Annotated in this window: 21 protein-coding genes, 1 tRNA gene, 1 other RNA gene and 5 pseudogenes; 22 read left to right on the top strand and 6 right to left on the bottom strand. The window is 39.9% G+C overall.

Going from position 1 to position 26,873, the window contains the following annotated elements:
- Positions 1–165 precede the first annotated feature (165 nt).
- The 5 genes and pseudogenes from sufC (at position 166) to sufB (ending at position 5,359) form a co-directional block, all read left to right on the top strand.
- Positions 166–936 carry a Fe-S cluster assembly ATPase SufC gene (gene sufC, locus QMQ21_RS08730; RefSeq protein WP_000114489.1) on the top strand — a complete coding sequence of 257 codons (771 nt, stop codon included), beginning with the start codon at positions 166–168 and terminating at the stop codon, positions 934–936.
- 27 nt (positions 937–963) lie between these two features.
- The gene (gene sufD / locus QMQ21_RS08725; RefSeq protein WP_023936693.1) at positions 964–2,226 is read left to right on the top strand and encodes a Fe-S cluster assembly protein SufD; all 1,263 of its coding nucleotides are present in this window, start codon (positions 964–966) and stop codon (positions 2,224–2,226) included.
- 10 nt (positions 2,227–2,236) lie between these two features.
- Positions 2,237–3,463, top strand: a complete 1,227-nt coding sequence (locus tag QMQ21_RS08720; RefSeq protein ID WP_023936695.1) for a cysteine desulfurase — start codon at positions 2,237–2,239, stop codon at positions 3,461–3,463.
- On the top strand, positions 3,450–3,890 hold the full coding sequence (sufU, locus tag QMQ21_RS08715; RefSeq protein WP_023936697.1) for a Fe-S cluster assembly sulfur transfer protein SufU: 441 nt from the start codon (positions 3,450–3,452) through the stop codon (positions 3,888–3,890). The genes QMQ21_RS08720 and sufU overlap by 14 nt, the downstream gene beginning before the upstream one ends.
- A 57-nt stretch (positions 3,891–3,947) precedes the next feature.
- Positions 3,948–5,359, top strand: a pseudogene (gene sufB / locus QMQ21_RS08710) (Fe-S cluster assembly protein SufB).
- 223 nt (positions 5,360–5,582) lie between these two features.
- On the opposite strand, the pseudogene pbp3 reads toward sufB, so the two are convergent.
- Positions 5,583–6,823 (bottom strand): annotated as a pseudogene (gene pbp3, locus QMQ21_RS08705) (D-alanyl-D-alanine carboxypeptidase PBP3).
- A gap of 101 nt (positions 6,824–6,924) precedes the next feature.
- On the opposite strand from pbp3, the gene cozE reads away from it, so the two are divergent.
- On the top strand, positions 6,925–8,034 hold the full coding sequence (gene cozE / locus QMQ21_RS08700) for a cell elongation protein CozE (protein WP_023936171.1): 1,110 nt from the start codon (positions 6,925–6,927) through the stop codon (positions 8,032–8,034).
- A 646-nt stretch (positions 8,035–8,680) separates the two neighbouring features.
- Positions 8,681–9,028: a transfer-messenger RNA gene (gene ssrA / locus QMQ21_RS08695) on the top strand.
- Between the two features lie 247 nt (positions 9,029–9,275).
- On the opposite strand, the gene QMQ21_RS08690 is transcribed toward ssrA, so the two are convergent.
- The 4 genes from QMQ21_RS08690 to QMQ21_RS08675 form a co-directional block, all read right to left on the bottom strand.
- Positions 9,276–10,052 carry a DUF1828 domain-containing protein gene (locus QMQ21_RS08690; protein WP_050222948.1) on the bottom strand — a complete coding sequence of 259 codons (777 nt, stop codon included), beginning with the start codon at positions 10,050–10,052 and terminating at the stop codon, positions 9,276–9,278.
- A 26-nt stretch (positions 10,053–10,078) separates the two neighbouring features.
- Positions 10,079–10,549, bottom strand: coding sequence for a DUF6978 family protein (locus QMQ21_RS08685; RefSeq protein WP_023936167.1), 471 nt, complete (start codon positions 10,547–10,549; stop codon positions 10,079–10,081).
- 54 nt (positions 10,550–10,603) lie between these two features.
- The gene (locus QMQ21_RS08680; RefSeq protein WP_023936165.1) at positions 10,604–11,068 is read right to left on the bottom strand and encodes a TM2 domain-containing protein; all 465 of its coding nucleotides are present in this window, start codon (positions 11,066–11,068) and stop codon (positions 10,604–10,606) included.
- Positions 11,069–11,423: 355 nt separating this feature from the next.
- Positions 11,424–11,511: transfer RNA gene (locus QMQ21_RS08675), tRNA-Ser, on the bottom strand.
- Positions 11,512–11,672: 161 nt separating this feature from the next.
- Here QMQ21_RS08675 and QMQ21_RS08670 point away from each other — a divergent pair.
- The 5 genes and pseudogenes from QMQ21_RS08670 to QMQ21_RS08650 all read left to right on the top strand — a co-directional run bounded on the left by QMQ21_RS08670 (position 11,673) and on the right by QMQ21_RS08650 (position 17,660).
- Complete coding sequence (locus QMQ21_RS08670) at positions 11,673–12,413, top strand: DeoR/GlpR family DNA-binding transcription regulator (RefSeq protein WP_023936163.1); 741 nt, start codon at positions 11,673–11,675, stop codon at positions 12,411–12,413.
- Positions 12,410–13,321, top strand: coding sequence for a 1-phosphofructokinase (gene pfkB, locus QMQ21_RS08665; protein WP_023936161.1), 912 nt, complete (start codon positions 12,410–12,412; stop codon positions 13,319–13,321). Before QMQ21_RS08670 ends, pfkB begins: the two co-directional genes overlap by 4 nt.
- Positions 13,318–15,269: pseudogene (locus tag QMQ21_RS08660) on the top strand (fructose-specific PTS transporter subunit EIIC). Before pfkB ends, QMQ21_RS08660 begins: the two are co-directional and overlap by 4 nt.
- A 166-nt stretch (positions 15,270–15,435) precedes the next feature.
- Positions 15,436–16,536, top strand: coding sequence for a DNA translocase FtsK (locus QMQ21_RS19305; RefSeq protein WP_345774406.1), 1,101 nt, complete (start codon positions 15,436–15,438; stop codon positions 16,534–16,536).
- 86 nt (positions 16,537–16,622) lie between these two features.
- A complete protein-coding gene (locus tag QMQ21_RS08650; protein ID WP_284525287.1) occupies positions 16,623–17,660 on the top strand; it encodes a DNA translocase FtsK in 1,038 nt (345 codons plus the stop codon).
- A gap of 195 nt (positions 17,661–17,855) precedes the next feature.
- Here the strand turns inward: QMQ21_RS08650 and QMQ21_RS08645 are convergent, their stop codons facing one another.
- Complete coding sequence (locus QMQ21_RS08645) at positions 17,856–18,284, bottom strand: DUF6556 family protein (RefSeq protein ID WP_023936156.1); 429 nt, start codon at positions 18,282–18,284, stop codon at positions 17,856–17,858.
- A gap of 138 nt (positions 18,285–18,422) precedes the next feature.
- Between QMQ21_RS08645 and QMQ21_RS08640 the strand changes: the two genes are divergently transcribed.
- The 10 genes and pseudogenes from QMQ21_RS08640 to QMQ21_RS08595 all read left to right on the top strand — a co-directional run.
- Positions 18,423–19,565, top strand: coding sequence for a cysteine desulfurase family protein (locus QMQ21_RS08640; RefSeq protein ID WP_000638900.1), 1,143 nt, complete (start codon positions 18,423–18,425; stop codon positions 19,563–19,565).
- A gap of 8 nt (positions 19,566–19,573) precedes the next feature.
- Positions 19,574–20,788, top strand: coding sequence for a tRNA uracil 4-sulfurtransferase ThiI (thiI, locus tag QMQ21_RS08635; RefSeq protein WP_023936155.1), 1,215 nt, complete (start codon positions 19,574–19,576; stop codon positions 20,786–20,788).
- 136 nt (positions 20,789–20,924) lie between these two features.
- A complete protein-coding gene (locus tag QMQ21_RS08630; protein ID WP_031233572.1) occupies positions 20,925–21,749 on the top strand; it encodes an alpha/beta hydrolase in 825 nt (274 codons plus the stop codon).
- 20 nt (positions 21,750–21,769) lie between these two features.
- Complete coding sequence (locus QMQ21_RS08625) at positions 21,770–22,510, top strand: esterase family protein (protein WP_023936152.1); 741 nt, start codon at positions 21,770–21,772, stop codon at positions 22,508–22,510.
- Positions 22,511–22,522: 12 nt separating this feature from the next.
- Entirely contained in the window at positions 22,523–23,689 is a 1,167-nt protein-coding gene (locus QMQ21_RS08620; RefSeq protein WP_031233571.1) for an ATP-grasp domain-containing protein, read from the top strand.
- 260 nt (positions 23,690–23,949) lie between these two features.
- Positions 23,950–24,210, top strand: coding sequence for a hypothetical protein (locus QMQ21_RS08615; RefSeq protein WP_023936150.1), 261 nt, complete (start codon positions 23,950–23,952; stop codon positions 24,208–24,210).
- Between the two features lie 122 nt (positions 24,211–24,332).
- Positions 24,333–25,823: a type I restriction-modification system subunit M gene (locus QMQ21_RS08610; RefSeq protein WP_261814274.1), complete on the top strand. Its 1,491-nt coding sequence runs from the start codon at positions 24,333–24,335 to the stop codon at positions 25,821–25,823.
- 12 nt (positions 25,824–25,835) lie between these two features.
- A pseudogene (locus QMQ21_RS08605) lies at positions 25,836–26,375 on the top strand (restriction endonuclease subunit S); the annotation flags it as partial.
- Between the two features lie 8 nt (positions 26,376–26,383).
- On the top strand, positions 26,384–26,662 hold the full coding sequence (locus QMQ21_RS08600) for a restriction endonuclease subunit S domain-containing protein (protein ID WP_261814272.1): 279 nt from the start codon (positions 26,384–26,386) through the stop codon (positions 26,660–26,662).
- Positions 26,637–26,783: pseudogene (locus QMQ21_RS08595) on the top strand (restriction endonuclease subunit S); the annotation flags it as partial. The gene QMQ21_RS08600 and the pseudogene QMQ21_RS08595, both read left to right, overlap by 26 nt.
- Between the last annotated feature and the right edge of the window lie 90 nt (positions 26,784–26,873).

Raw genomic sequence — 26,873 nt, 5'->3', positions numbered from 1 at the left:
AACCACGTCAGCTTTATCTGCAACCTCAAAGCGGTACTTTGAGCAACCTGCGGCTAGCTTCCTAGTTTGCTCTTTGATTTTCATTGAGTATTACCGTATTTTCTAGAGACAACTAGTATGTTTCTAGTAAGCACTGTAAAGGTCTTGAAAAAGAAAGGAACTATCATGTCAGTATTAGAGATCAAAGATCTTCACGTTGAGATTGAAGGAAAAGAAATTTTAAAAGGGGTTAACCTGACCCTGAAAACAGGAGAAATCGCCGCTATCATGGGACCAAATGGTACTGGTAAATCGACTCTTTCTGCTGCTATCATGGGAAATCCAAACTATGAAGTTACCAAAGGTGAAGTCTTGTTTGATGGCGTAAACATTCTTGAGTTGGAAGTGGACGAGCGTGCGCGTATGGGACTTTTCCTTGCTATGCAATACCCATCAGAAATTCCTGGAATTACCAATGCTGAGTTTCTTCGTGCAGCTATGAATGCTGGTAAAGAAGATGATGAAAAAATTTCAGTTCGCGAGTTCATCACTAAGCTAGATGAAAAAATGGAATTGCTCAACATGAAAGAAGAAATGGCTGAGCGTTACCTCAACGAAGGTTTCTCTGGTGGTGAGAAAAAACGTAATGAGATTCTTCAACTTTTGATGTTGGAACCAACTTTTGCCCTTTTGGATGAGATTGACTCTGGTCTTGATATTGATGCCCTTAAAGTTGTTTCTAAAGGTGTCAATGCTATGCGTGGTGAAGGCTTTGGTGCTATGATTATCACTCACTACCAACGTCTTTTGAACTACATCACACCTGATGTGGTACACGTCATGATGGAAGGTCGTGTTGTCCTTTCTGGTGGTCCAGAATTGGCTGCGCGTTTGGAACGTGAAGGATACGCAAAACTAGCTGAAGAACTTGGCTACGACTACAAGGAAGAATTGTAATTTCCTCGTGTCTTTTAGGAGAAGTAAATGACTAAAGAAAATATTAAACTTTTTTCAGAAATGCACGCTGAACCAAGCTGGTTGGCTGATCTCCGTCAAAAAGCTTTTGACAAGATTGAGACTTTGGAATTACCAGTTATTGAGCGTGTCAAATTCCACCGTTGGAATCTGGGGGATGGAACGATTACAGAAAGTGAGCCATCAGCAAATGTTCCAGATTTCACTGCACTAGATAACCACTTAAAGTTGGTGCAAGTAGGAACTCAAACTGTTTTTGAGCAAATTCCAGTTGAGTTGGCTGAACAGGGTGTTGTCTTTACAGACTTCCATTCAGCTTTAGAAGAAATTCCAGAGCTGATCGAAGAATTCTTCATGTCATCTGTTAAGTATGACGATGATAAGTTGGCGGCCTACCACACAGCTTACTTTAACAGTGGAGCTGTTCTCTACATTCCTGATAATGTTGAGATTGCTGAACCAATCGAAGGGATTTTCTACCAAGACAGCGATAGCGATGTGCCATTTAACAAGCATATCCTTATTATCGCTGGTAAAAATTCTAGGATTAGTTATCTGGAGCGTTTAGAGTCACGCGGTGAAGGAAGTGCCAAAGCAACTGCTAATATCACAGTAGAAGTAATTGCACGTTCTGGTGCTCAAGTGAAGTTTGCCGCCATTGACCGTCTAGGTGAAAACGTCACTGCTTACATTAGCCGTCGTGGTAAACTAGGCAACGATGCAAGCATTGATTGGGCAATCGGTGTCATGAACGAAGGAAACGTCGTTGCTGACTTTGATAGTGACTTGATTGGTAACGGTAGCCATGCTGACCTGAAAGTTGTAGCTCTTTCAAGTGGCCGTCAGGTGCAAGGGATTGATACTCGTGTAACAAACTATGGTTGCAACTCAATCGGAAATATCCTGCAACATGGGGTTATTCTTGAAAAAGCAACTTTAACTTTCAATGGTATTGGCCACATTATCAAGGGTGCCAAGGGAGCAGATGCGCAACAAGAGAGCCGTGTTCTCATGCTTTCAGACCAAGCGCGTTCAGATGCCAATCCAATTCTTTTGATTGATGAAAATGACGTCACTGCTGGTCACGCGGCTTCTATCGGGCAAGTAGATCCAGAAGACATGTACTATCTCATGAGCCGTGGCTTGGATAAGGCAACTGCAGAACGCTTGGTTGTTCGTGGTTTCCTTGGATCCGTTATCGTTGAGATTCCAGTCAAGGAAGTTCGTGATGAAATGATTGCGACTATCGAAGAAAAATTGTCAAAACGCTAAGGGGAAGCCTATGTTAGATGTAGAAGCGATTCGCAAGGATTTTCCAATTTTAGACCAGATTGTCAACGATGAACCGTTGGTCTATCTGGACAATGCTGCGACGACACAAAAACCACTAGCAGTTCTGGAAACAATTAACCGCTATTATGAGAACGACAATGCCAATGTTCACCGTGGTGTTCATACCTTGGCAGAAAGGGCGACAGCTTCTTATGAGGCGGCTCGTGAAACCATTCGTAAGTTTATCAATGCAGACTCTACAAAGGAAGTTCTCTTTACCAGAGGAACGACAACCAGTCTGAACTGGGTAGCGCGTTATGCTGAGGAAGTCTTGACTGAGGGAGACCAGGTCTTGATTTCAGTAATGGAACACCATTCTAATATCATTCCATGGCAGGAAGCTTGTCGAAAGACTGGAGCAGAGCTTGTCTATGTCTGTCTTAAAGATGGTGCCTTGGATATGGAGGATTTGCGAGCTAAATTGACTGATAAGGTTAAATTTGTTTCCCTAGCTCATGCCTCCAATGTTCTTGGTGTGGTCAATCCGATCAAGGAAATCACTCAATTAGCCCACCAAGTTGGGGCAATCATGGTAGTGGATGGTGCTCAATCTACACCTCATATGAAGATTGATGTCCAGGACTTGGATGTGGACTTCTTTGCCTTTTCAGGTCACAAGATGGCTGGTCCGACTGGTATCGGTGTTCTTTATGGCAAAGAAAAGTATCTGGAGCAAATGTCACCAGTAGAATTTGGTGGTGAGATGATTGATTTCGTCTATGAGCAATCTGCTAGTTGGAAGGAATTACCTTGGAAATTTGAGGCTGGAACTCCTAACATGGCTGGTGCAATCGGACTTGCTGCTGCAGTGGATTATCTGGAAACGATTGGTATGGATGCCATTGAAGCCCATGAACAGGAATTGATCGCATACGTCTATCCAAAACTGCAGGCGATTGAAGGACTGACCATTTATGGTTCACAGGACTTGGCTCAACGTTCAGGTGTCATTGCTTTTAACCTAGGCGACCTTCATCCTCACGACCTTGCGACTGCTTTGGATTATGAAGGAGTAGCAGTTCGTGCGGGTCACCACTGTGCGCAACCCTTGCTCCAGTATTTGGATGTCCCAGCAACAGCTCGCGCTAGCTTTTATATCTACAATACCAAGGCAGATTGCGACAAGCTAGTCGATGCCTTACAAAAGACAAAGGAGTTTTTCAATGGCACTTTCTAAACTAGATAGCCTTTATATGGCAGTGGTAGCGGACCATTCGAAAAATCCACATCACCAAGGGAAGCTGGAAGATGCTGAACAAATCAGTCTCAACAATCCAACCTGTGGCGATGTCATCAACCTCTCTGTCAAGTTTGATGCAGATGATCGTTTGGAGGATATCGCTTTTCTAAATTCAGGTTGTACCATCTCAACTGCATCTGCTAGCATGATGACAGATGCAGTTTTAGGAAAAACCAAGCAAGAAATCTTAGAACTTGCGACCATTTTTTCTGAAATGGTTCAAGGGCAAAAAGATGACAGACAAGATAGTCTTGGAGATGCAGCCTTCTTGTCAGGTGTTGCCAAATTTCCTCAACGAATCAAGTGTGCAACCCTAGCTTGGAACGCCCTGAAGAAAACAATTGAAAATCAAGAAAATCAGTAAGGCAAGCTTCTTTTGTCTTATGAATCAGTAGAAATGAAGAATGAAAGAAAGGATATTATGGCTGAAGAAAGAGTAGAACCAAAACCAATTGACCTTGGTGAATATAAATTTGGTTTCCATGATGATGTAGAGCCTGTCCTATCGACAGGAAAAGGATTGAATGAAGATGTCATTCGTGAACTATCAGCTGCTAAGGGAGAACCTGAGTGGATGTTAGAATTTCGTTTGAAGTCTTATGAAACCTTCAAAAAAATGCCCATGCAAACTTGGGGAGCAGACTTGTCAGAGATTGACTTTGATGACTTGATTTATTATCAAAAACCATCTGATAAGCCAGCTCGTTCATGGGATGAGGTTCCTGAAAAAATTAAAGAAACCTTTGAACGTATCGGAATCCGGAAGCTGAGCGTGCTTATTTAGCTGGTGCCTCTGCCCAGTACGAGTCAGAAGTAGTTTACCACAACATGAAGGAAGAGTTTGAGAAGTTAGGTATCATCTTTACAGATACGGATTCTGCTCTCAAAGAATACCCAGACTTGTTTAAACAATACTTCGCTAAGTTGGTACCGCCGACAGATAACAAGTTGGCTGCCCTTAACTCAGCAGTATGGTCAGGTGGAACCTTTATCTACGTACCAAAAGGGGTCAAGGTAGATATTCCACTTCAAACCTACTTCCGTATCAATAACGAAAATACTGGTCAGTTTGAACGTACTTTGATTATCGTTGATGAAGGAGCAAGTGTCCACTACGTAGAGGGCTGTACAGCACCAACTTATTCAAGTAACAGCTTGCATGCGGCCATCGTAGAAATCTTTTCCTTAAAAGGAGCTTATATGCGTTATACAACCATTCAAAACTGGTCTGACAACGTCTATAACTTGGTAACGAAACGTGCCAAAGCCTTGAAAGATGCGACTGTTGAGTGGATTGATGGAAACTTGGGTGCCAAAACAACCATGAAATACCCATCTGTTTGCCTAGATGGAGAAGGGGCGCGTGGTACTATGCTTTCTATTGCCTTTGCTAATGCAGGGCAACACCAGGACACTGGTGCCAAGATGATTCACAATGCTCCACATACCAGTTCGTCTATCGTGTCTAAATCCATCGCTAAAGGCGGAGGAAAGGTTGACTACCGTGGTCAAGTAACCTTTAACAAGAACTCTAAGAAATCTGTTTCTCACATTGAATGTGATACCATTATCATGGATGACTTGTCGGCATCAGATACTATTCCATTTAATGAAATCCACAACTCGCAAGTTGCTTTGGAACACGAAGCTAAGGTTTCTAAGATTTCAGAAGAACAATTGTATTACCTCATGAGTCGTGGATTGTCAGAATCAGAAGCGACAGAAATGATTGTTATGGGATTTGTGGAGCCCTTCACAAAAGAGCTTCCAATGGAGTATGCTGTTGAGCTGAACCGTTTGATTAGCTATGAGATGGAAGGGTCAGTTGGGTAAAACGATTTTAGATATACTCAAAATCAAGGACTTTGATACTATTCGAAAATCAAAGTGTAAACCACGTCAGCTTTATCTACAACCTCAAAGCGGTGCTTTGAGCAACCTACGGCTAGCTTCCTAGTTTACTCTTTGATTTTCATTGAGCATTAGATCTACTCAAAATCAAGAACTTTGAAGATGAATTTGTAATAAAAAAATCGCGGTTTAAATCGCGATTTTTTTATAATTTCTCGTTAACAAAGCGGACAAACTGATTCCACCAAACTTTTAAGAAGAAGGCTTTTTCCATTTTCTTGTCTGCAACCATTTCGAAACTAGGGCGCTCTGTGGTGATGTAACCTTGACCAATCAAGTCCTTGTCTTCGTAAGTCAAATGGCCAACCACTGTTCCAGCTTCAAGTGGTGCTGGGATTGCTTTGGAATCAGGTGTGAATTGAATAGATTGAGAAGATTGATTCCCGATACGTTCAATTAGATAGATATCCTCTGGAGCCACTGCAGTGACCGTATCTTCTTTTCCATCTTGTACAGGGGCTTTGCTATCTTGATAGGCATCGCCTTGCTGAACGATTTTGCGAAGTGTAAATGTAGAAGAAATATAATCCATTAGGGAAGATGTAGCTGTAAAACGAGAGTAAGGATTATTGTCTTGATGATCTGCATTCAAAATAACAGTGATAACCCTCATGCCTTTTTCGACAGTAGTACCAACAAAAGACTCTCCAGCCTTATCTGTTGTTCCTGTTTTCAGTCCATCAAAACCACCACGGTAAGCAGGCATACCTTCTAACATGTAGTTGGTCGAAGTGATTGTCATTCCAGCAAAAGTAGAAGAAGGTTTTTTGGTGATTTCCAAGACTTGTGGGTATTTTTTGATGAGGTTACGAGCAACAATAGCAACATCATAAGCACTGAGCTTGTTTTCATCATCTTTTTTTGAGCCCGGTAAATATTATCTCCTAGAGTCTCGTTGTTCAGACCAGTTGTATTGACAACAGTAGCATCTTTGATTCCCCATTCCAAGAGTTTTGCTCGCATCATATCAACGAAGTTTTTTTCTGAGCCAGCAATTTTCTCAGCTAGGGCAATAGCGGCGCTGTTGGCACTAGATACCAGAGTTGCTTCAAGCAACTCTTCGACAGTATAATTACGGGCCTCCATAGGAACATTACTGGCTTCAGAATTTGTCGTCAATTGATAAGGATAATCAGAAATATCTACAGGAGTGGAGAGGGTAATACTTCCCTTTTCCAAAGCTTCATAGACCAGATAAACAGTAATCAATTTTGTTATGGAAGCAATTTCGACAGGTTGCGTTGCATCCTTCTCATAGAGAATTTTACCAGTATTTGCCTCAACAGCAATGGCATGTTTTGCAGCAATGGTAAAATCTTGAGCAGCAACAGTAGAAGCACCTCCTAAAAGGGAGACAGTTAATAAAGTTAACAATATTTTTTTCATAGTAGTCTTATTCTATCATAAAGAAAAAAATATTCTTGCTTTAATAATTCATCCGTTAAGCTTTTTGAAAATATGGTAAAATAGAGTGAGGGAGGTAACTCATGTTTCGTAGAAATAAATTATTTTTTTGGACCACAGAAATTTTACTCTTAACCATCATCTTTTACCTATGGAGACAGATGGGGTCTTTGATTAACCCTTTTGTTAGCGTGCTTAATACAATTATGATTCCATTTTTATTAGGGGGCTTTCTTTATTATTTGACAAACCCTATTGTTACTTTCTTAAATAAAGTCTGTAAACTCAATCGTTTACTTGGTATTTTAATTACCTTGTGTGCTTTGGTCTGGGGAATGGTCATAGGTGTTGTCTATCTCTTACCTATTTTGATTAATCAGTTATCTAGCTTGATTATATCTAGTCAAACTATTTATAGTCGAGTACAAGACTTAATCATAGACTTATCTAATTATCCTGCGCTCCAGAATTTGGATGTAGAAGCTACAATTCAGCAGTTAAACTTATCCTATGTTGATATTCTTCAAAAGATTCTAAATAGCGTATCAAATAGTGTGGGGAGCGTCTTGTCAGCTCTTATCAGTACTGTTTTGATTTTGATTATGACTCCAGTTTTTTTGGTTTATTTCTTATTAGATGGACATAAATTCTTGCCCATGCTTGAAAGAACGGTTCTAAAGAGGGATCGCTTGCATATTGCAGGCTTATTAAAGAATTTAAATGCGACGATTGCTCGCTATATTAGTGGAGTTTCGATTGACGCAATCATTATAGGTTGTTTAGCTTATATTGGCTATAGTATTATTGGTTTAAAATATGCTTTAGTTTTTGCTATTTTTTCTGGTGTAGCCAATTTAATTCCTTATGTGGGGCCAAGTATTGGTTTGATTCCTATGATTATTGCAAATATATTCACTGATCCCCATAGAATGCTGATTGCAGTGATTTATATGCTTGTTGTTCAGCAGGTAGATGGCAATATCTTATATCCTCGAATCGTAGGAAGTGTTATGAAGGTTCATCCAATCACGATTTTAGTTTTACTTTTGTTGTCAAGCAATATCTATGGTGTAGTTGGAATGATTGTCGCAGTGCCAACCTATTCTATCTTAAAAGAAATTTCTAAGTTCTTATCCCGTTTGTATGAAAATCATAAAATAATGAAAGAACGAGAAAGAGAATTAGCTAAGTAAAAGTCAGGAGACCCCTGATTTTTCTTTACTGGAAGTGGCCTTTAGATTAGAAGATTGAAAATAAGTTAAAGTCCTAAACTAATTTTCACAGCTAAGAATAGTAGAAGTTAATCTGGTAAAAATCGAAAAAACCAGTGGAATTCCGTGTCAGGATAAGTTCCACTGGTTTTCATAGTCTATTAAAGTTCGAATGAAACCTATTTATAGTAGATTGAAACTAGAATAGTACACCTCTAATTCTAAAACATTGTTAGAAATCGGTTTGACTGTCCTGATCTATTCGTCCTATTCTTATTTCATTTTACTATATTTTGGTGCAATAAGTGAAAAGTAGTCCGAATAATATAAGGATTGATTTTATTGTTTTTAAACTCAAATGAATTGAAACAAAGAGAGTAGGAAAATTCTCATCTGAAAGTATTTTAGAATAATTCTCTTCGTGAATTTCTTCAAAACAGATAGCTTTATCTTAGGTAGGTGTTAATTGGATTTCGTAAGCTCTATTCACAATCGTAAAGTTATGCACTGAGAAAGTTGTAGTTAGTCTCCCAGTTTGCTAAATTTCTCGAATAGTATCTTTTTTAGGTATGTGATTTCTTTTTTGCATTTTCGTGTTAGATAAGGTATAATGGTTTTATTGTCTTTTGGGGTCGTTACGGATTCGACAGGCATTATGAGGCATATTTTGCGACTCGTGTGGCGACGTAAACGCTCAGTTAAATATAACTGCAAAAAATAACACTTCTTACGCTCTAGCTGCCTAAAAACCAGCAGGCGTGACCCGATTTGGATTGCTCGTGTTCAATGACAGGTCTTATTATTAGCGAGATACGATTGAGTCTTGTCTAGCGGCTTGATAAGAGATTGATAGACTCGCAGTTTCTAGGCTTGAGTTATGTGTCGAGGGGCTGTTAAACTAATACATAACCTATGGTTGTAGACAAATATGTTGGCAGGTGTTTGGACGTGGGTTCGACTCCCACCTACTCCATTATTCCTTTGCATTCCTTGGTAAAACGTTGTTAAATCAACGTTTTTTGTTTTTGTCTTTGGTATTCCTTTGCATTCTTTTGCTAAAAAAGGAGTCACAAACAGAGCCTAAAACAGACCCTATTTTTAAAAAAGGGATACAAAAAAAGGATACAACATTTGTTGCATCCTAGAAATCTATGTACTTCGTAAAGCGTTCTCCGATTCGAGTATTCCTCTGCATGCTTTAGTAAATATAGGATTTTTTGTAGTTACTTCCCTAATTGGACCTCTAATTGTTCTTTATCTGAGAAGTTCAAAATGTTAATACCATACTCTTGTAGAGCGATTTGATGGTCATCTTTGATATTATTATACCCTTCATCGCTTACAATGATATACAACTGTTCTGTATCTCCATATTCTTTTCTACGGTATTCAGATGTATCTAACCAACTAGCTAAGATAGTATCAACTTGTTGTTTGGTTATGTTATTGTGAACTCTGGCTATTTTTGAAATACCTTTACTCATAAACACAAAATTAAAGCGGTGTTCTAAACGAGATTTACCTGCAATTGAGAAAGCTGGAAAGACTGTGTAATGCTCATTTTTCATGAAGTAAGATTTAACATCGTCTAAAAATTGAGATTTAATATTGTTAGGTGTTAGCTGAATAAAGTCATAAACATTCATCAGCAATTGTGTCATATCATGTATGACTTGTCCTAGATGTTCTTTACCAGTCGTCCGTTCGATTGCTCCATCGTGTAAATCAAATCCATTAAAGTGGAGAAGTGAGTTAAAGATGTCTTGACGTCGCCCTTTTTTTGTAACATCAATATTATTAATGGATAAATTCCAGATAGTATAACCATCATCTGTAACTGTCAAATGTTTTCCATTGCTTTTTATTGAGAAACCAATAGCTTCACCTAATGGGTCTATAAAAGGAGTAATCACTTCAGTATGAGTATCAGTCACATCGTTAAAAACAGCGTTTTCTTTTATGTAATTTAGATAGGTATTTTTGATATCAGTAGCATTCATGATATTCTCCTTTCTTTATAGGGTGATTATAACAAATCCTCTTGTATATTAATTGCTATATTTTCAGGATTGTTCACATTGGTATAGTCAAGCAAATTATCAAGCATATTCAGGAAGTCATCAGTGTTAAGAATATCTTCATAAGGTAGTGGATAGGCTTTGTAATGAGTTGTTTCATCCCCTTTTTGATAATACTCTTCTTCAGAGAAGATGTTAACTCGATTGCCCCAAACTTTCTCGCCGTTTGCGTTCTTATGGAATTTATTATTTAGATTGATTCGTAAGAGAGTATAGTTGTGTTGAGTTTCCCTTAGATGAAAAACTTTGCTTGTAGTGCTGTAGAAGTAGTTCAAAATAAATCTAGTATCATGCTTGCCAACAAGGTCAATAGTACCTGAACTGCGATTCGTAAGAGTTCGATTGTGTTTATTAGCAATTGCTTTAATTATTTTTATGAGAGCTTTAGCTTCACTATCTGTCAGAAGTAACTCTTTCATATCTTTCCTTTCTACTTTATCTACATTCTAGAGAGTGGAAATCTGAAATGTAGATCAGACAGCGATCCTTCCGTATGCATCTGGTTTCTTAAAGAGAGCTATGATGCCTTGGAAAAGTGCAATAATAGCAGGTATTCCTGTTAAAGATAAAATCAGAAAAAGGAAACCTTTTCCGTTATATCCTGCGTAAAAATGATGTATACCCAATCCGCCTAAGAATAAAGCAAGAATAACATAAACCCACTTATTAACATAATGTACACCCGTAGCGATTTCTTGAGTGTGAACAACTTGTGACTGATTTTGCACAGCGTTGTTTTCATTGACAATGTTAATATTAATTTTGTCGTCTTTTTTATCTTCAACTTTCATGATAATAATCTCACCATCTACTTTATGAATTTCAACTTCGTCACCTAATTTTGGAACAAAATTTAATTCAGATGGATTTATTTTTAAGTACTCTTCATTATGTGAGATTACAACCTCTGCTCCTGTAACTTTAACAACTTTTGACATTTTGTTCTTCCCTTCATTTTACACTCTATAGAATTTCATAATAAGTTTTGATATTTAATTTATCTGTTTTTATAAGTAAAGTATATCAAAAAAAGAACGAAAAGAAAATCTTTTATGGTTTAGTTAAAAAGTAAGAGTTTAAGAAACTGGATTAATTAAACTTGAAGTATTTGAGATTTTGTCTTTTACTGTTTGTAAAATAGTATGAGATAAGAAGGGAGTGGAAAGAATTCATACTCTCTCTAGAACTTGTATATTGAAACGATGTGGAGATTGTAAAGAAATTACAAAATACCCAAAAACTAAGATAGAAATACAAAGTTTTAGGGTATCATGTATTAGATCTGTTTTTCCACGGAAGACATGGGATTCGAACCCACGCACGCTGTTACACGCCTACCGCGTTTCCAACACGGCCTCTTAAGCCTCTTGAGTAATCTTCCAATACTTACTCAAATAGTCTACCATAAAGGCTCTTATCTTGCAATAAAAATTCTGGAAATAAGAAAAATGATAGAAATTGAAAGAAAATGATAAAAAATGCTTGACTTTGAAAGAAAGTGTGATAGAATAAATAGTGTAAACGATAACAGGAGGTGATTCAGTGTTAAAAACAGAGCGGAAGCAACTGATTTTAGTGGAGTTGAATCAACATCATGTAGTCTCTCTAGAAAAATTAGTTAGTTTGCTAGAAACGTCAGAATCAACGGTTCGAAGAGACTTGGATGAATTGGAAGCTGAAAACAAGCTTCGTCGCGTGCATGGTGGAGCAGAATTGCCCCATTCCTTGCAGGAAGAAGAAACCATTCAAGAGAAATCTGTCAAAAACCTTCAAGAAAAGAAGTTGCTGGCTCAGAAAGCTGCTTCTCTCATCAAGGAACAAGATGTCATCTTTATCGATGCTGGAACAACTACAGCCTTTTTGATTCATGAATTGATCAATAAGAATATTACTGTTGTGACCAACTCCATTCACCATGCCGCTCAGTTGGTTGAAAAGCAGATTCCAACTGTCATAGTTGGAGGAAGCGTCAAGACAGCGACGGATGCTAGTATCGGGGGCGTTGCTCTTAACCAGATTAACCAATTGCACTTTGACCGTGCCTTTATTGGGATGAATGGTGTGGACGATGGCTATTATACGACTCCTGATATGGAGGAGGGGGCTGTGAAGCGTGCTATTTTAGAGAATGCCAAACAGACCTATGTCTTGGTGGATTCGTCTAAAATTGGACAAACTTGCTTTGCCAAGGTAGCACCACTCAAGCGAGCTATTGTTATCACAAGCCAAGGGCATGAGCTCTTGCAGGCTATTAAGGAGAAAACGGAGGTAATAGAAGTATGATTTATACAGTCACACTCAATCCATCCATTGACTATATCGTTCGTTTGGACCAAGTCCAAGTCGGTAGTGTCAATCGTATGGACAGTGATGATAAGTTTGCTGGTGGGAAAGGAATCAATGTCAGTCGTGTCTTGAAACGCTTGGATATTCCAAATACAGCGACGGGATTTATCGGTGGCTTTACTGGTAAATTTATCACAGATACTTTGGCTGATGAAGAAATCGAGACACGTTTTGTCCAAGTGGCAGAAGATACTCGTATCAATGTTAAAATCAAAGCAGACCAAGAAACAGAAATCAACGGAAGGGGTCCAAATGTGGAACCAGCTCAGCTAGAAGAATTGAAAGCTATTTTATCTAGTCTGACAGCAGAAGATACGGTTGTGTTTGCAGGTTCAAGTGCTAAAAATCTAGGCAATGTTATCTATAAGGATTTGATTTCCTTGACGCGCCAGACTGGTGCGCAAGTGGTTTGTGACTTTGAAGGACAGACCTTGATTGATAGTTTGGACTATCAGCCACTTTTGGTCAAACCAAATAATCACGAACTTGGAGCGATCTTTGGGGTTAAACTTGACAGTTTGGACCAAATTGAGAAATATGCTCGAGAGTTACTGGTTAAGGGTGCTCAAAACGTCATTATCTCTATGGCTGGTGACGGTGCCCTTCTTGTCACATTTGAGGGAGCATACTTTGCTAAACCAATCAAGGGAACAGTCAAAAATTCAGTTGGGGCTGGTGATTCTATGGTCGCTGGATTTACAGGTGAATTTGTCAAATCCAAAGACGCAGTAGAAGCCTTCAAATGGGGAGTTGCTTGTGGAACAGCAACGACATTCTCAGATGACTTGGCAACAGCAGAATTTATTAAAGAAACATATGAAAAAGTTGAGGTAGAAAAACGATGAAAATTCAAGACCTATTGAAAAAAGATGTCATGTTGCTGGATTTGCAGGCAACTGAAAAAACTGCTGTCATCGAAGAGATGATTAAAGCTTGGTAGACCACGGTTATGTGACAGATTTTGAAACATTTAAAGAAGGAATTTTGGCGCGTGAATCCTTGACTTCTACAGGTTTGGGTGACGGAATCGCAATGCCTCACAGCAAAAACGCTGCTGTCAAAGAAGCGACTGTTCTCTTTGCCAAGTCAAATAAGGGTGTTGATTATGATAGCTTGGATGGACAAGCAACTGATCTCTTCTTCATGATTGCGGCTCCAGAAGGAGCTAATGACACTCACTTGGCAGCCTTGGCAGAATTGTCTCAATACTTGATGAAAGACGGCTTTGCTGATAAACTTCGTCAAGTAACATCAGCTAATCAAGTTATTGACCTCTTTAACCAAGCTTCAGAAAAAACTGAGGAACCTGTTCAAGCACCTGCTAATGACTCTGGTGACTTTATCGTAGCTGTTACAGCTTGTACGACAGGTATTGCCCACACTTACATGGCCCAAGAAGCCCTTCAAAAAGTGGCTGCTGAAATGGGTGTTGGAATTAAGGTCGAAACCAATGGTGCTAGCGGTGTTGGAAACCAACTAACTGCTGAGGACATCCGCAAGGCTAAAGCTGTTATCATCGCTGCAGACAAGGCAGTTGAGATGGATCGTTTCGATGGCAAACCATTGATCAATCGTCCTATTGCTGACGGTATCCGTAAGACAGAAGAATTGATTAACTTGGCTCTTTCAGGAGATGCTGAAATCTACCGTGCCGCTAATGGTACAAAAGCTGCAACAGCCTCTAACGAAAAACAAAGCCTTGGTGGAGCCTTCTATAAACACTTGATGAGTGGTGTCTCTCAAATGTTACCATTCGTTATCGGTGGTGGTATCATGATTGCCCTTGCCTTCTTGATTGACGGTGCTTTGGGTGTTCCGAATGAAAACCTTGGCAGTCTTGGTTCTTACCATGAACTAGCTTCTATGTTCGTGAAAATCGGTGGTGCTGCCTTTGGTTTGATGCTTCCAGTCTTTGCAGGTTATGTTGCCTACTCTATTGCTGAAAAACCGGGTTTGGTAGCAGGTTTCGTGGCTGGTGCTATTGCCAAAGAAGGTTTTGCCTTTGGTAAAATTCCTTATGCCGCAGGTGGTGAAGCAACTTCAACTCTTGCAGGTGTCTCATCTGGTTTCCTAGGTGCCCTTGTTGGTGGATTTATCGCAGGTGCCTTGGTTCTTGCCATCAAGAAATACGTTAAAGTTCCTCGTTCACTCGAAGGTGCTAAATCAATCCTTCTATTGCCACTTCTTGGAACAATCTTGACAGGATTTGTCATGCTAGCTGTTAACATCCCAATGGCAGCAATCAACACTGCTATGAATGACTTCCTAGGCGGTCTTGGAGGAGGTTCAGCTGTCCTTCTTGGTATCGTCCTTGGTGGAATGATGGCTGTTGACATGGGTGGACCAGTTAACAAAGCGGCTTATGTCTTTGGTACAGGTACGCTTGCAGCAACTGTTTCTTCAGGTGGTTCTGTGGCTATGGCAGCTGTTATGGCTGGAGGAATGGTGCCACCACTTGCAATCTTTGTCGCAACTCTTCTTTTCAAAGATAAATTTACTAAGGAAGAACGCAACTCTGGTTTGACAAATATCATCATGGGCTTGTCATTTATCACTGAGGGAGCGATTCCATTTGGAGCTGCTGACCCAGCTCGTGCGATCCCAAGCTTCATTCTTGGTTCAGCAGTAGCAGGTGGCCTCGTTGGTCTTACTGGTATCAAACTCATGGCGCCACACGGAGGAATCTTCGTTATCGCCCTTACTTCAAATGCTCTTCTTTACCTCGTTTCTGTCTTGGTAGGAGCAATCGTAAGTGGTGTGGTCTATGGTTACCTACGCAAACCCCAAGCATAAAACTTAAATAGAAAATGAAAAGATTGGACCGTTTGGTGCAGTCTTTTTCTCTTTCCGAAATGCCTGTGAAATATGGTATAATAGAAGAATGGCAAACAAGAATACAAGTAAAACAAGACGGAGACCGTCTAAAGCAGAACTCGAAAGAAAAGAAGCGATTCAACGGATGTTGATTTCGTTGGGAATCGCCCTTTTATTGATTTTCGCAGCTTTTAAATTAGGAGCTGCAGGTATCACTCTTTACAATTTAATTCGCTTGTTGGTGGGTAGTCTAGCTTATCTGGCAATATTTGCCCTATTGATCTATCTCTTCTTTTTCAAGTGGATACGAAAACAGGAAGGACTCTTATCAGGATTTTTCACCATATTTGCTGGCTTGCTCTTGATTTTTGAGGCCTACTTAGTTTGGAAATATGGTTTGGACAAGTCGGTTTTAAAAGGAACCATGGCTCAGGTTGTGACGGATTTAACTGGTTTTCGAACGACCAGTTTTGCTGGAGGGGGCTTGATTGGTGTCGCTCTTTATATTCCAACCGCCTTTCTCTTTTCAAATATCGGCACTTACTTTATTGGTTCTATCTTGATTTTAGTGGGTGCTCTCCTAGTCAGTCCTTGGTCTGTTTACGATATTGCGGAATTTTTCAGTAGAGGCTTTGCTAAATGGCGGGAAGGGCATGAGCGTCGAAAAGAGGAACGTTTTGTCAAACAAGAAGAAAAAGCTCGTCAAAAGGCTGAGAAAGAGGCTAGATTAGAACAAGAAGAAGCTGAAAAAGCCTTACTCGATTTACCTCCTGTTGATATGGAAACGGGTGAAATTCTGACTGATGATGTTGTGCTTGACGTTCCTCCTGTTCCAGAAGAAGAGTGGGTGGAACCAGAAATCATCCTGCCTCAAGCTGAACTTGAATTCCCTGAACAGGAAGATGGCTCTGACGATGAAGATGTTCAGGTCGATTTTTCAGCCAAGGAAGCCCTCGAATACAAACTTCCAAGCTTACAACTCTTTGCCCCAGATAAACCCAAAGACCAGTCTAAAGAGAAGAAAATCGTTCGGGAAAATATCAAAATTCTAGAAGAAACCTTTGCTAGCTTTGGTATCAAGGTAACAGTTGAACGGGCTGAAATTGGGCCATCAGTGACCAAATATGAAGTTAAGCCAGCAGTGGGTGTACGGGTCAACCGCATTTCCAATCTAGCAGATGACCTCGCTCTAGCCTTGGCTGCTAAGGATGTCCGAATCGAAGCACCTATCCCGGGAAATCCTTAGTTGGAATCGAAGTACCCAACTCTGAGATTGCGACTGTATCCTTCCGCGAACTATGGGAACAATCTCAAACGAAAGCAGAAAATCTCTTGGAAATTCCTCTAGGAAAGGCGGTTAATGGCACCGCAAGAGCTTTTGACCTTTCCAAAATGCCCCACTTGCTCGTCGCAGGTTCAACAGGTTCAGGGAAGTCAGTAGCTGTTAATGGCATCATTGCTAGCATTCTGATGAAAGCAAGACCCGACCAGGTCAAGTTTATGATGGTGGATCCCAAGATGGTTGAGTTGTCTGTTTACAATGACATTCCTCACCTCTTGATTCCAGTTGTGACCAATCCACGCAAGGCCAGCAAGGCCCTGCAAAAGGTTGTGGATGAGATGGAAAATCGTTATGAACTCTTTGCCAAGGTGGGAGTTCGTAACATTGCAGGCTTTAATGCCAAGGTAGAAGAGTTTAATGCTCAGTCTGAGTACAAGCAGATTCCACTACCACTTATTGTTGTGATTGTGGATGAGTTGGCTGACCTTATGATGGTAGCAAGCAAGGAAGTGGAAGATGCTATTATCCGTCTTGGACAGAAGGCGCGGGCTGCAGGTATCCACATGATTCTTGCAACCCAGCGTCCATCCGTTGATGTCATCTCTGGTCTGATCAAGGCTAATGTCCCATCTCGTGTAGCATTTGCGGTTTCATCAGGAACAGACTCCCGTACGATTTTGGATGAAAATGGAGCAGAAAAACTTCTTGGTCGAGGAGACATGCTCTTTAAACCGATTGATGAAAATCATCCAGTTCGTCTCCAAGGCTCCTTTATCTCGGATGACGATGTTGAGCGCATTGTGAACTTCATCAAGGCTCAGGCAGATGCGGACTACGATGATAGTTTTGAACCAGGTGAGGTTTCTGAAAACGACGGTGAATTTTCAGATGGTGAATCTGGTGGTGACCCGCTCTTTGAAGAAGCCAAGGCTTTGGTAATCGAAACTCAGAAAGCCAGTGCATCTATGATTCAGCGTCGTTTGTCAGTTGGATTTAACCGTGCGACCCGTCTCATGGAAGAGCTTGAGATGGCAGGTGTCATCGGTCCAGCTGAAGGTACCAAGCCAAGAAAAGTATTGCAGCAATAAAAAATAGCTTCTTTCCAAGGTTGGAAGGAGCTATTTTACTGGCTATTGATTACTTTTATACTCTTCGAAAATCTCTTCAAACCACGTCAGCTTTGCCTTGCCGTATATATGTGACTGACTTCGTCAGTCTTATCTACAACCTCAAAACAGTGTTTTGAGCAGCCTACGGCAGCTTCCTAGTTTGTTCTTTGATTTTCATTGAGTTTTATTTTCCGAAGTTGGTGTATTATTGGACTGTTTTTCATTTCCAGTGGCAGGTTTACTTGGAGTAGAAGTAGAAGAATCCTGAGTTGCTGCTTTCTGCTCTTCTTTTTTCTCTTCCTTGACGCTGGATTTTGGCGTTTCTTCTTGTTGTGTTTTTTCTTGAGAAGTCTTATTTTCCTTATTGGGACTAGTATTTTCCTGAGGGGATTCCTTTTGAATTTCTTTGACAATTGTTGTCGTCTGGCTTGTTGTAGGTTCCTTTTTAGTATTTTTGTTATTATCCAAGGCGTTCATAATCGTGATACTTGCGGTAATCAAGCCAAGGATACTAGCGATTGTAGCAACGGTTTTTTGAAAGACTGTAAAGCCTTTTTTGATGTGTTCTGTTTTTGGTTTTGAAGTTCTACGATAATTAGACATACATTCTCTCCTTTGATTAAAATTTATTATACCGCATTTCTTTAAAAAAATCTTAAAAAAAGAGGAATTGCCCTTTCTTGTCGCAGGCTCCGTTTCATGATACAATAGAAGGAGTGATTTTAGAAAGCGTGAGAAAACATGATTTACTTTGATAATTCGGCGACGACCAAGCCCTATCCTGAAGCCCTTGAAACCTATATACAGGTGGCTTCAAAAATTTTAGGAAATCCATCTAGTCTCCATCGTTTGGGAGACCAAGCAACACGAATTTTAGATGCTTCCCGTCAGCAAATTGCAGATTTGATTGGCAAGAAAAGTGATGAAATCTTCTTTACTTCTGGTGGGACAGAAGGTGATAACTGGGTTATCAAGGGTGTGGCCTTTGAAAAAGCCCAGTTTGGCAAGCACATCATCGTATCATCCATTGAACATCCGGCAGTCAAAGAGTCAGCCCTCTGGTTGAAAAGTCAAGGTTTTGAAGTGGATTTTGCTCCAGTTGATAACAAAGGATTTGTGGATGTTGAAGCGTTAGCAGATTTGATACGACCGGATACGACCCTTGTTTCCATCATGGCAGTTAACAATGAAATTGGCTCTATTCAGCCTATTGAGGCTATTTCAAAACTATTGGCAGACAAGCCGACTATTTCCTTCCACGTTGATGCGGTTCAGGCGCTTGCCAAGATTCCGACTGAAAAGTATCTGACAGAACGAGTGGATTTCGCGACTTTCTCTGGTCACAAGTTCCACGGAGTTCGTGGTGTTGGTTTTGTCTATATCAAGTCTGGTAAGAAAATTACGCCTCTGTTGACAGGTGGTGGTCAGGAACGTGATTACCGTTCGACAACTGAAAATGTGGCAGGGATTGCTGCGACAGCCAAGGCTCTCCGTTTGTCTATGGAAAAGCTAGATATCTTCACTAGCAAGACTGGCCAGATGAAGGCAGTGATTCGTCAAGCACTTCTGGACTATTCGGATATATTTGTCTTTTCAGATGAGGAAGACTTTGCCCCTCATATCCTGACTTTTGGAATCAAGGGTGTTCGTGGAGAAGTCATTGTTCACGCCTTTGAAGACTATGATATTTTTATCTCAACGACCTCGGCTTGTTCGTCCAAGGCAGGAAAACCTGCAGGCACCTTGATTGCCATGGGAGTGGATAAAGATAAGGCCCATTCAGCTGTGCGTCTTAGTCTAGACCTTGAAAATGATATGAGTCAGGTCGAGCAGTTTTTGACCAAGTTAAAATTGATTTACAATCAAACTAGAAAAGTAAGATAGGAGCATTCATGCAATATTCAGAAATTATGATTCGCTACGGTGAGCTGTCAACCAAGGGCAAAAACCGTATGCGTTTCATCAATAAACTTCGTAATAATATTTCAGACGTTTTGTCTATCTATCCCCAAGTTAAGGTAACAGCAGATCGTGACCGTGCCCATGCTTACCTCAATGGAGCTGATTACACAGCAGTAGCAGAATCACTCAAGCAAGTCTTCGGGATTCAAAATTTTTCTCCAGTATATAAGGTTGAAAAATCTGTAGAAGTTCTGAAGTCTTCTGTGCAAGAGATTATGCAGGACATCTACAAGGAAGGCATGACCTTTAAGATTTCTAGCAAGCGTAGCGACCACAACTTTGAACTCGACAGTCGTGAACTCAACCAAACGCTTGGAGGAGCTATTTTTGAAGCCATTCCAAATGTGCAAGCTCAAATGAAAAGTCCTGACATCAATCTCCAAGTGGAGATTCGAGAAGAGGCAGCCTACCTTTCTTATGAAACTATTCGTGGGGCTGGTGGTTTGCCAGTTGGAACTTCAGGTAAGGGCATGCTCATGCTGTCAGGAGGGATTGATTCACCTGTAGCTGGTTATCTAGCTTTGAAACGTGGAGTGGATATTGAGGCTGTTCACTTTGCCAGTCCACCATATACTAGTCCTGGTGCCCTCAAGAAAGTGCAGGACTTGACCCGTAAATTGACCAAGTTTGGCGGAAATATCCAGTTTATCGAGGTGCCTTTCACAGAGATTCAAGAGGAAATCAAAGCCAAAGCGCCAGAAGCTTATTTGATGACTCTAACTCGTCGCTTTATGATGCGGATTACTGACCGTATTCGTGAGGTACGAAATGGTTTGGTTATCATCAATGGGGAAAGTCTAGGTCAAGTAGCCAGCCAAACCCTTGAAAGTATGAAGGCTATCAATGCTGTTACCAACACTCCCATCATTCGTCCTGTGGTTACCATGGACAAGTTGGAAATCATTGACATCGCCCAGGAAATCGATACCTTTGACATTTCAATCCAACCGTTTGAAGACTGTTGTACCATTTTTGCACCAGATCGTCCAAAAACAAATCCTAAAATTAAGAATGCGGAGCAGTACGAAGCGCGTATGGATGTTGAAGGCTTGGTTGAGCGAGCAGTGGCTGGAATCATGATCACTGAAATCACACCTCAAGCCGAAAAAGATGAAGTCGATGACTTGATTGACAATCTGCTCTAATCAGAAAACGCAAAAGAATAGCGAAAATCAGGAAATAAAGTTAGTTTTTTCTCTAAAAAATAGGTAAAAAACTAACTTTTTTTCTATTTTTATGATATAATGAGATAAAATTTTGAATATAGAGAGTTTTCTGACAATGAATCAATCCTATTTTTATCTAAAAATGAAAGAACACAAACTCAAGGTTCCTTATACAGGTAAGGAGCGCCGTGTGCGTGTTCTTCTGCCTAAAGATTATGAGAAAGACACGAATCGTTCCTATCCTGTTGTTTACTTTCATGACGGGCAAAATGTTTTTTATAGCAAGGAGTCTTTCATTGGTCATTCATGGAAGATTATCCCAGCTATCAAACGAAATCCCGATATCAGTCGCATGATTGTCGTTGCTATTGACAATGATGGTATGGGGCGGATGAATGAGTATGCGGCTTGGAAGTTCCAAGAATCTCCCATCCCAGGGCAGCAGTTTGGTGGTAAGGGTGTGGAGTATGCTGAGTTTGTCATGGAGGTGGTCAAGCCTTTTATCGATGAGACCTATCGTACAAAAGCAGACCGCCAGCATACGGCTATGATTGGTTCCTCACTAGGAGGCAATATTACCCAGTTTATCGGTTTGGAATACCAAGACCAAATTGGTTGCTTGGGCGTCTTTTCATCTGCCAACTGGCTCCACCAAGAAGCCTTTAACCGCTATATCGAGCGTCAGCAACTATCGCCTGACCAGCGCATCTTCATCTATGTGGGAACGGAAGAAGCGGATGATACAGACAAGACCTTGATGGCTGGCAATATCAAACAAGCCTATATCGACTCGTCGCTTCGGTATTACCATGATTTGATAGCAGGTGGGGTACACTTAGATAATCTGGTCTTAAAAGTTCAGTCTGGTGCCATCCATAGTGAAATCCCTTGGTCGGAGAATTTACCAGACTGTCTGAGATTTTTTGCAGAGAAATGGTAAGTTAGAAAAGGAGAAAGCCAATGCATATTGAAAACCTTAGCCACTGGAGTGGTCACCTTAACCGTGAAATGTACCTCAATCGTTATGGATATGCTGGAATTCCAGTTGTGGTCTTTGCTTCATCAGGTGGCAGTCACAATGAATACTATGATTTTGGCATGATTGATGCCTGTGCCTCTTTTATCGAGGAAGGCCGTGTCCAGTTCTTTACCCTATCCAGTGTAGACAGTGAGAGCTGGTTGGCTACTTGGAAAAATGCTCATGATCAAGCGGAAATGCACCGTGCCTACGAACGTTATGTGATTGAGGAGGCTATTCCTTTTATCAAGCACAAGACAGGTTGGTTTGATGGCATGATGACGACAGGTTGCTCTATGGGAGCCTATCATGCACTCAATTTCTTCCTCCAGCATCCAGATGTCTTTACCAAAGTGATTGCTCTCAGTGGTGTTTACGATGCACGTTTCTTTGTCGGCGATTATTACAATGACGATGCTATTTACCAAAACTCGCCAGTAGATTATATCTGGAACCAGAACGACGGCTGGTTTATTGACCGTTACCGTCAGGCAGAGATTGTGTTGTGTACGGGTCTTGGTGCCTGGGAACAAGATGGTCTACCATCTTTCTACAAGCTCAAAGAATCCTTTGACCAGAAACAAATTCCAGCCTGGTTTGCTGAATGGGGACACGATGTCGCCCACGACTGGGAATGGTGGCGCAAACAAATGCCTTATTTCCTCGGGAATCTCTATTTATAAAAGGAGTTACCTATGAATTACCTTGTTATTTCTCCCTACTATCCACAAAATTTTCAACAGTTTACCATTGAACTAGCTAATAAAGGCATCACAGTCTTGGGAATTGGCCAAGAACCATACGAGCAATTGGACGAACCTTTACGCAATAGCCTGACCGAGTATTTCCGTGTAGATAACCTTGAGAACATAGACGAAGTCAAACGTGCAGTTGCTTTTCTCTTTTATAAACATGGTCCAATTGACCGCATCGAGTCTCACAATGAATACTGGCTTGAGCTAGACGCAACACTCAGAGAACAATTCAATGTTTTTGGTGCCAAACCAGAGGATCTCAAAAAGACGAAATATAAGTCTGAAATGAAGAAACTTTTCAAAAAAGTAGGTGTTCCTGTGGTACCTGGAGCTGTTATTAAGACGGAAGCAGATGTTGATCAAGCAGTGAAAGAAATCGGTCTTCCAATGATTGCCAAACCTGACAATGGAGTGGGAGCGGCCGCCACCTTTAAACTTGAGACAGAAGACGATATCAATCACTTCAAGCAAGAATGGGACCATTCAACCCTTTATTTCTTTGAAAAATTTGTCACTTCCAGCGAAATCTGTACCTTTGACGGGCTCGTGGACAAGGATGGAAAGATTGTTTTCTCAACAACCTTTGACTACGCCTATACACCGCTTGATCTCATGATTTATAAGATGGACAATTCCTACTATGTGCTCAAGGATATGGTTCCCAAACTACGCAAGTATGGAGAAGCGATTGTCAAAGAATTTGGTATGAAAGAACGGTTCTTCCATATTGAGTTCTTCCGTGAAGGGGACGACTACATTGCCATTGAGTACAATAACCGTCCTGCAGGTGGTTTTACCATTGATGTTTATAACTTTGCTCATTCCTTGGACCTTTATCGTGGCTATGCAGCCATTGTCGCAGGAGAAGAGTTTCCAGTGTCAGACTTTGAACCGCAGTATTGTTTGGCTACTTCTCGCCGTGCAAATGCCCACTATGTTTATTCAGAAGAGGATTTGCTTGCCAAATACAGTCAGCAGTTCAAGGTTAAAAAAATCATGCCAGCTGCCTTTGCGGAACTTCAAGGGGATTACCTTTATATGCTGACAACTCCGAGTCGACAAGAAATGGATCAGATGATTGCTGATTTCGGACAACGTCAGGCTTAAGAGACTATCGGATTAAGGAAATTCACTCCCTTAATCCTTTTGTTTTGTCTGATAAAAAATAAGAGCATCCTAACAAGGTAGCTATCATAAAACTTGTTCGATAACTATTTGAAGCAGGATTAGGTGGTCAGAAATTGAATTTTAATATTTCAATTGAGTCATAGTATTATGTTTTTGTATCCTTAAATCAGCTAAAAGGATTCATGACGACACCTATATGATATAGTTTTCAAGATACCAAACAAGTCTATTAATACTCAATGAAAATCAAAGAGCAAACTAGGAAGCTAGCCGCAGGTTGCTCAAAATACTGTTTTGAGGTTGTAGATAAGACTGACGAAGTCAGCTCAAAACATGGTTTTGAGGTTGTGGATAGAACTGACAGAGTCAGCTCAAAACATGGTTTTGAGGTTGTGGATAGAACTGACAGAGTCAGCTCAAAACATGGTTTTGAGGTTGTGGATAGAACTGACAGAGTCAGTATCATATACCTACGGCAAGGTGAAGCTGACGTGGTTTGAAGAGATTTTCGAAGAGTATAAAATATTCAGGTGACGCATAGATATAGTTAATTGAAGCTTTGTTTGAAATCTGATAAAATAATGATATTACTAAGTTTTAAAAACTAAAGAAAAGGGAAGATATGATTACAGGCGAATTAAAAAATAAAATCGATCAGCTGTGGGAAATTCTTTGGACAGAAGGAAACGCAAATCCTTTAACAAATATTGAACAGTTGACTTATCTCTTATTTATGAAAGATTTGGATAGTGTCGAGCTTGGACGTGAAAGTGATGCTGAATTTCTAGGGATTCCTTATGAGGGAGTTTTTCCAAAAGATAAACCTGAATACCGTTGGTCAACTTTTAAAAATATAGGAGATGCTCAGGAAGTTTATCGTTTAATGACTCAGGAGATTTTTCCGTTTATTAAAAATCTCAAGGGAGATACAGATGATACAGCCTTTTCACGATATATGCGAGAAGCTATTTTTCAAATAAATAAACCTGCTACGCTTCAAAAGGCAATTTCTATCTTAGATGTTTTTCCAACTAGGGGATTAGATGTAGATTTTGATAATGACAAACAAAGTATTACTGATATCGGAGATATCTATGAATATCTGTTATCAAAATTGTCGACCGCAGGTAAAAATGGACAGTTCCGTACACCTCGTCACATCATCGATATGATGGTTGAGTTGATGCAACCGACCATCAAAGATATTATCTCAGATCCTGCTATGGGTTCTGCTGGCTTCTTAGTATCTGCTAGCCGTTACTTAAAGCGTAAGAAAGATGAATGGGAAACCAATACAGATAATATCAATCATTTTCATAATCAGATGTTTCATGGAAATGATACGGATACGACTATGTTGAGACTTGGGGCGATGAACATGATGCTACATGGAGTAGAAAATCCACAAATCAGTTACCTTGACTCGCTGTCTCAAGATAATGAAGAAGCCGATAAATATACTTTGGTTTTAGCAAATCCTCCTTTTAAGGGCTCACTTGACTACAATTCAACCTCTAATGACCTTCTTGCAACCGTAAAAACCAAAAAAACAGAATTACTCTTTCTTTCTCTTTTCTTGCGAACTTTAAAACCAGGTGGACGAGCAGCAGTTATCGTACCTGATGGTGTCCTTTTTGGTTCGTCTAAAGCTCATAAAGGAATTCGTCAGGAAATTGTAGAGAACCATAAGCTTGATGCTGTAATCTCAATGCCTAGTGGTGTTTTCAAGCCTTATGGAGTTTCAACTGCCATTCTCATCTTTACAAAAACTGGCAATGGTGGTACTGACAAGGTCTGGTTTTACGATATGAAAGCGGATGGCTTAAGTTTGGATGATAAGCGACAACCGATTAGCGACAATGATATTCCAGATATTATCGAACGCTTTCATCATCTTGAAAAAGAAGCAGAACGTCAGAGAACGGATCAATCTTTCTTTGTTCCAGTTGCTGAGATAAAGGAAAATGATTATGATTTGTCTATCAATAAATATAAAGAGATTGAGTATGAAAAAGTTGAGTATGAACCAACAGAAGTCATCTTAAAGAAAATCAATGATTTAGAAAAAGAAATTCAAGCTGGCTTGGCTGAATTGGAAAAATTACTCAAGTAGGGAGGTGGCTGTATGAAAAAAGTGAAGTTGGGGGAAATCTTATCTCTAAAAAAAGGAAAGAAAGCCACTGTACTTGCTGAACAAACAACTCTAAGCCAACGTTATATTCAAATAGATGATTTAAGAAATAATAATAATTTAAAATTCACTGAAAGTTTAAATATGACTGAAGCACTCCCAGATGATATTCTGATAGCATGGGATGGTGCTAATGCAGGAACAATTGGTTGTGGGTTATCGGGAGCTGTTGGTAGTACAATTACGGTCTTAAAAAAGAATGAGCGATACAAAGAAAAAATTATATCAGATTACTTGGGAGTCTTTTTGGAAAGTAAATCGCAGTATTTACGAGATCATTCAACAGGTGCAACAATTCCTCATTTAAACAAGAATATATTACTTAATTTACAATTAGAATTGCTAGGTATCGAGGAACAAGAGAACATTATCTGTATTCTTAATACGATTAAAAGGCTTATTACTAAAAGAAAATTGCAGTTAGATGAACTAAACTTGCTCGTCAAATCCCGATTTAACGAGATGTTTGGGGATGTTATTCTATGAAGAAAGTGAAAATAGGGAAAATGGAAGTTTCTATTCAAACTGGTAAATTGGATGCTAATGCGGCAGTTTTCGGAGGTAAGTATCCTTTTTTTACAACAGCTAAAGAAATTTCAAGGATTAACGAATACGCTTATGACGGTGAGGTAGTTTTAGTAGCTGGAAATGGGGATTTAAATGTTAAGTATTATAAAGGAAAATTTAATGCTTATCAGAGAACCTATATTTTGACTAGTAATTCTAATGTAAATAATGAAATATCTATACTACTTTCTTGATAAGTATATAGAAGTTTTACGATACCAATCAATTGGAGGAGTTATAAAGTATATTAAACTAAATAATTTATCAGATGCCCAGATTCCAATGAGGAGTATTTTAGAACAAGATAAAATTATTGGAATATTAGAAAAGTTAGATAATGAAATTATTATTAAAGTAAACAACTTAGAAGAACTTTCAAACCTTGTAAAATCTCCGATATTCCGA

This window comes from Streptococcus bouchesdurhonensis, from assembly GCF_948472335.1.
The sequence above is the reverse complement of the archived record's forward strand: the minus strand, read 5'-3'. Positions and strand labels throughout refer to the sequence as shown.

What these genes read in the sequence shown, in the direction of transcription:
- sufC (WP_000114489.1), top strand. Translation starts at nt 166, where the DNA reads ATGTCAGTATTAGAGATCAAAGATCTTCACGTTGAGATTGAAGGAAAA.
- sufD (WP_023936693.1), top strand. Translation starts at nt 964, where the DNA reads ATGACTAAAGAAAATATTAAACTTTTTTCAGAAATGCACGCTGAACCA.
- QMQ21_RS08720 (WP_023936695.1), top strand. Translation starts at nt 2,237, where the DNA reads ATGTTAGATGTAGAAGCGATTCGCAAGGATTTTCCAATTTTAGACCAG.
- sufU (WP_023936697.1), top strand. Translation starts at nt 3,450, where the DNA reads ATGGCACTTTCTAAACTAGATAGCCTTTATATGGCAGTGGTAGCGGAC.
- cozE (WP_023936171.1), top strand. Translation starts at nt 6,925, where the DNA reads ATGTTTCGTAGAAATAAATTATTTTTTTGGACCACAGAAATTTTACTC.
- QMQ21_RS08690 (WP_050222948.1), bottom strand. Translation starts at nt 10,052, where the DNA reads ATGAATGCTACTGATATCAAAAATACCTATCTAAATTACATAAAAGAA.
- QMQ21_RS08685 (WP_023936167.1), bottom strand. Translation starts at nt 10,549, where the DNA reads ATGAAAGAGTTACTTCTGACAGATAGTGAAGCTAAAGCTCTCATAAAA.
- QMQ21_RS08680 (WP_023936165.1), bottom strand. Translation starts at nt 11,068, where the DNA reads ATGTCAAAAGTTGTTAAAGTTACAGGAGCAGAGGTTGTAATCTCACAT.
- pfkB (WP_023936161.1), top strand. Translation starts at nt 12,410, where the DNA reads ATGATTTATACAGTCACACTCAATCCATCCATTGACTATATCGTTCGT.
- QMQ21_RS19305 (WP_345774406.1), top strand. Translation starts at nt 15,436, where the DNA reads ATGTTGATTTCGTTGGGAATCGCCCTTTTATTGATTTTCGCAGCTTTT.
- QMQ21_RS08645 (WP_023936156.1), bottom strand. Translation starts at nt 18,284, where the DNA reads ATGTCTAATTATCGTAGAACTTCAAAACCAAAAACAGAACACATCAAA.
- QMQ21_RS08640 (WP_000638900.1), top strand. Translation starts at nt 18,423, where the DNA reads ATGATTTACTTTGATAATTCGGCGACGACCAAGCCCTATCCTGAAGCC.
- thiI (WP_023936155.1), top strand. Translation starts at nt 19,574, where the DNA reads ATGCAATATTCAGAAATTATGATTCGCTACGGTGAGCTGTCAACCAAG.
- QMQ21_RS08630 (WP_031233572.1), top strand. Translation starts at nt 20,925, where the DNA reads ATGAATCAATCCTATTTTTATCTAAAAATGAAAGAACACAAACTCAAG.
- QMQ21_RS08625 (WP_023936152.1), top strand. Translation starts at nt 21,770, where the DNA reads ATGCATATTGAAAACCTTAGCCACTGGAGTGGTCACCTTAACCGTGAA.
- QMQ21_RS08620 (WP_031233571.1), top strand. Translation starts at nt 22,523, where the DNA reads ATGAATTACCTTGTTATTTCTCCCTACTATCCACAAAATTTTCAACAG.
- QMQ21_RS08615 (WP_023936150.1), top strand. Translation starts at nt 23,950, where the DNA reads ATGAAAATCAAAGAGCAAACTAGGAAGCTAGCCGCAGGTTGCTCAAAA.
- QMQ21_RS08610 (WP_261814274.1), top strand. Translation starts at nt 24,333, where the DNA reads ATGATTACAGGCGAATTAAAAAATAAAATCGATCAGCTGTGGGAAATT.
- QMQ21_RS08600 (WP_261814272.1), top strand. Translation starts at nt 26,384, where the DNA reads ATGAAGAAAGTGAAAATAGGGAAAATGGAAGTTTCTATTCAAACTGGT.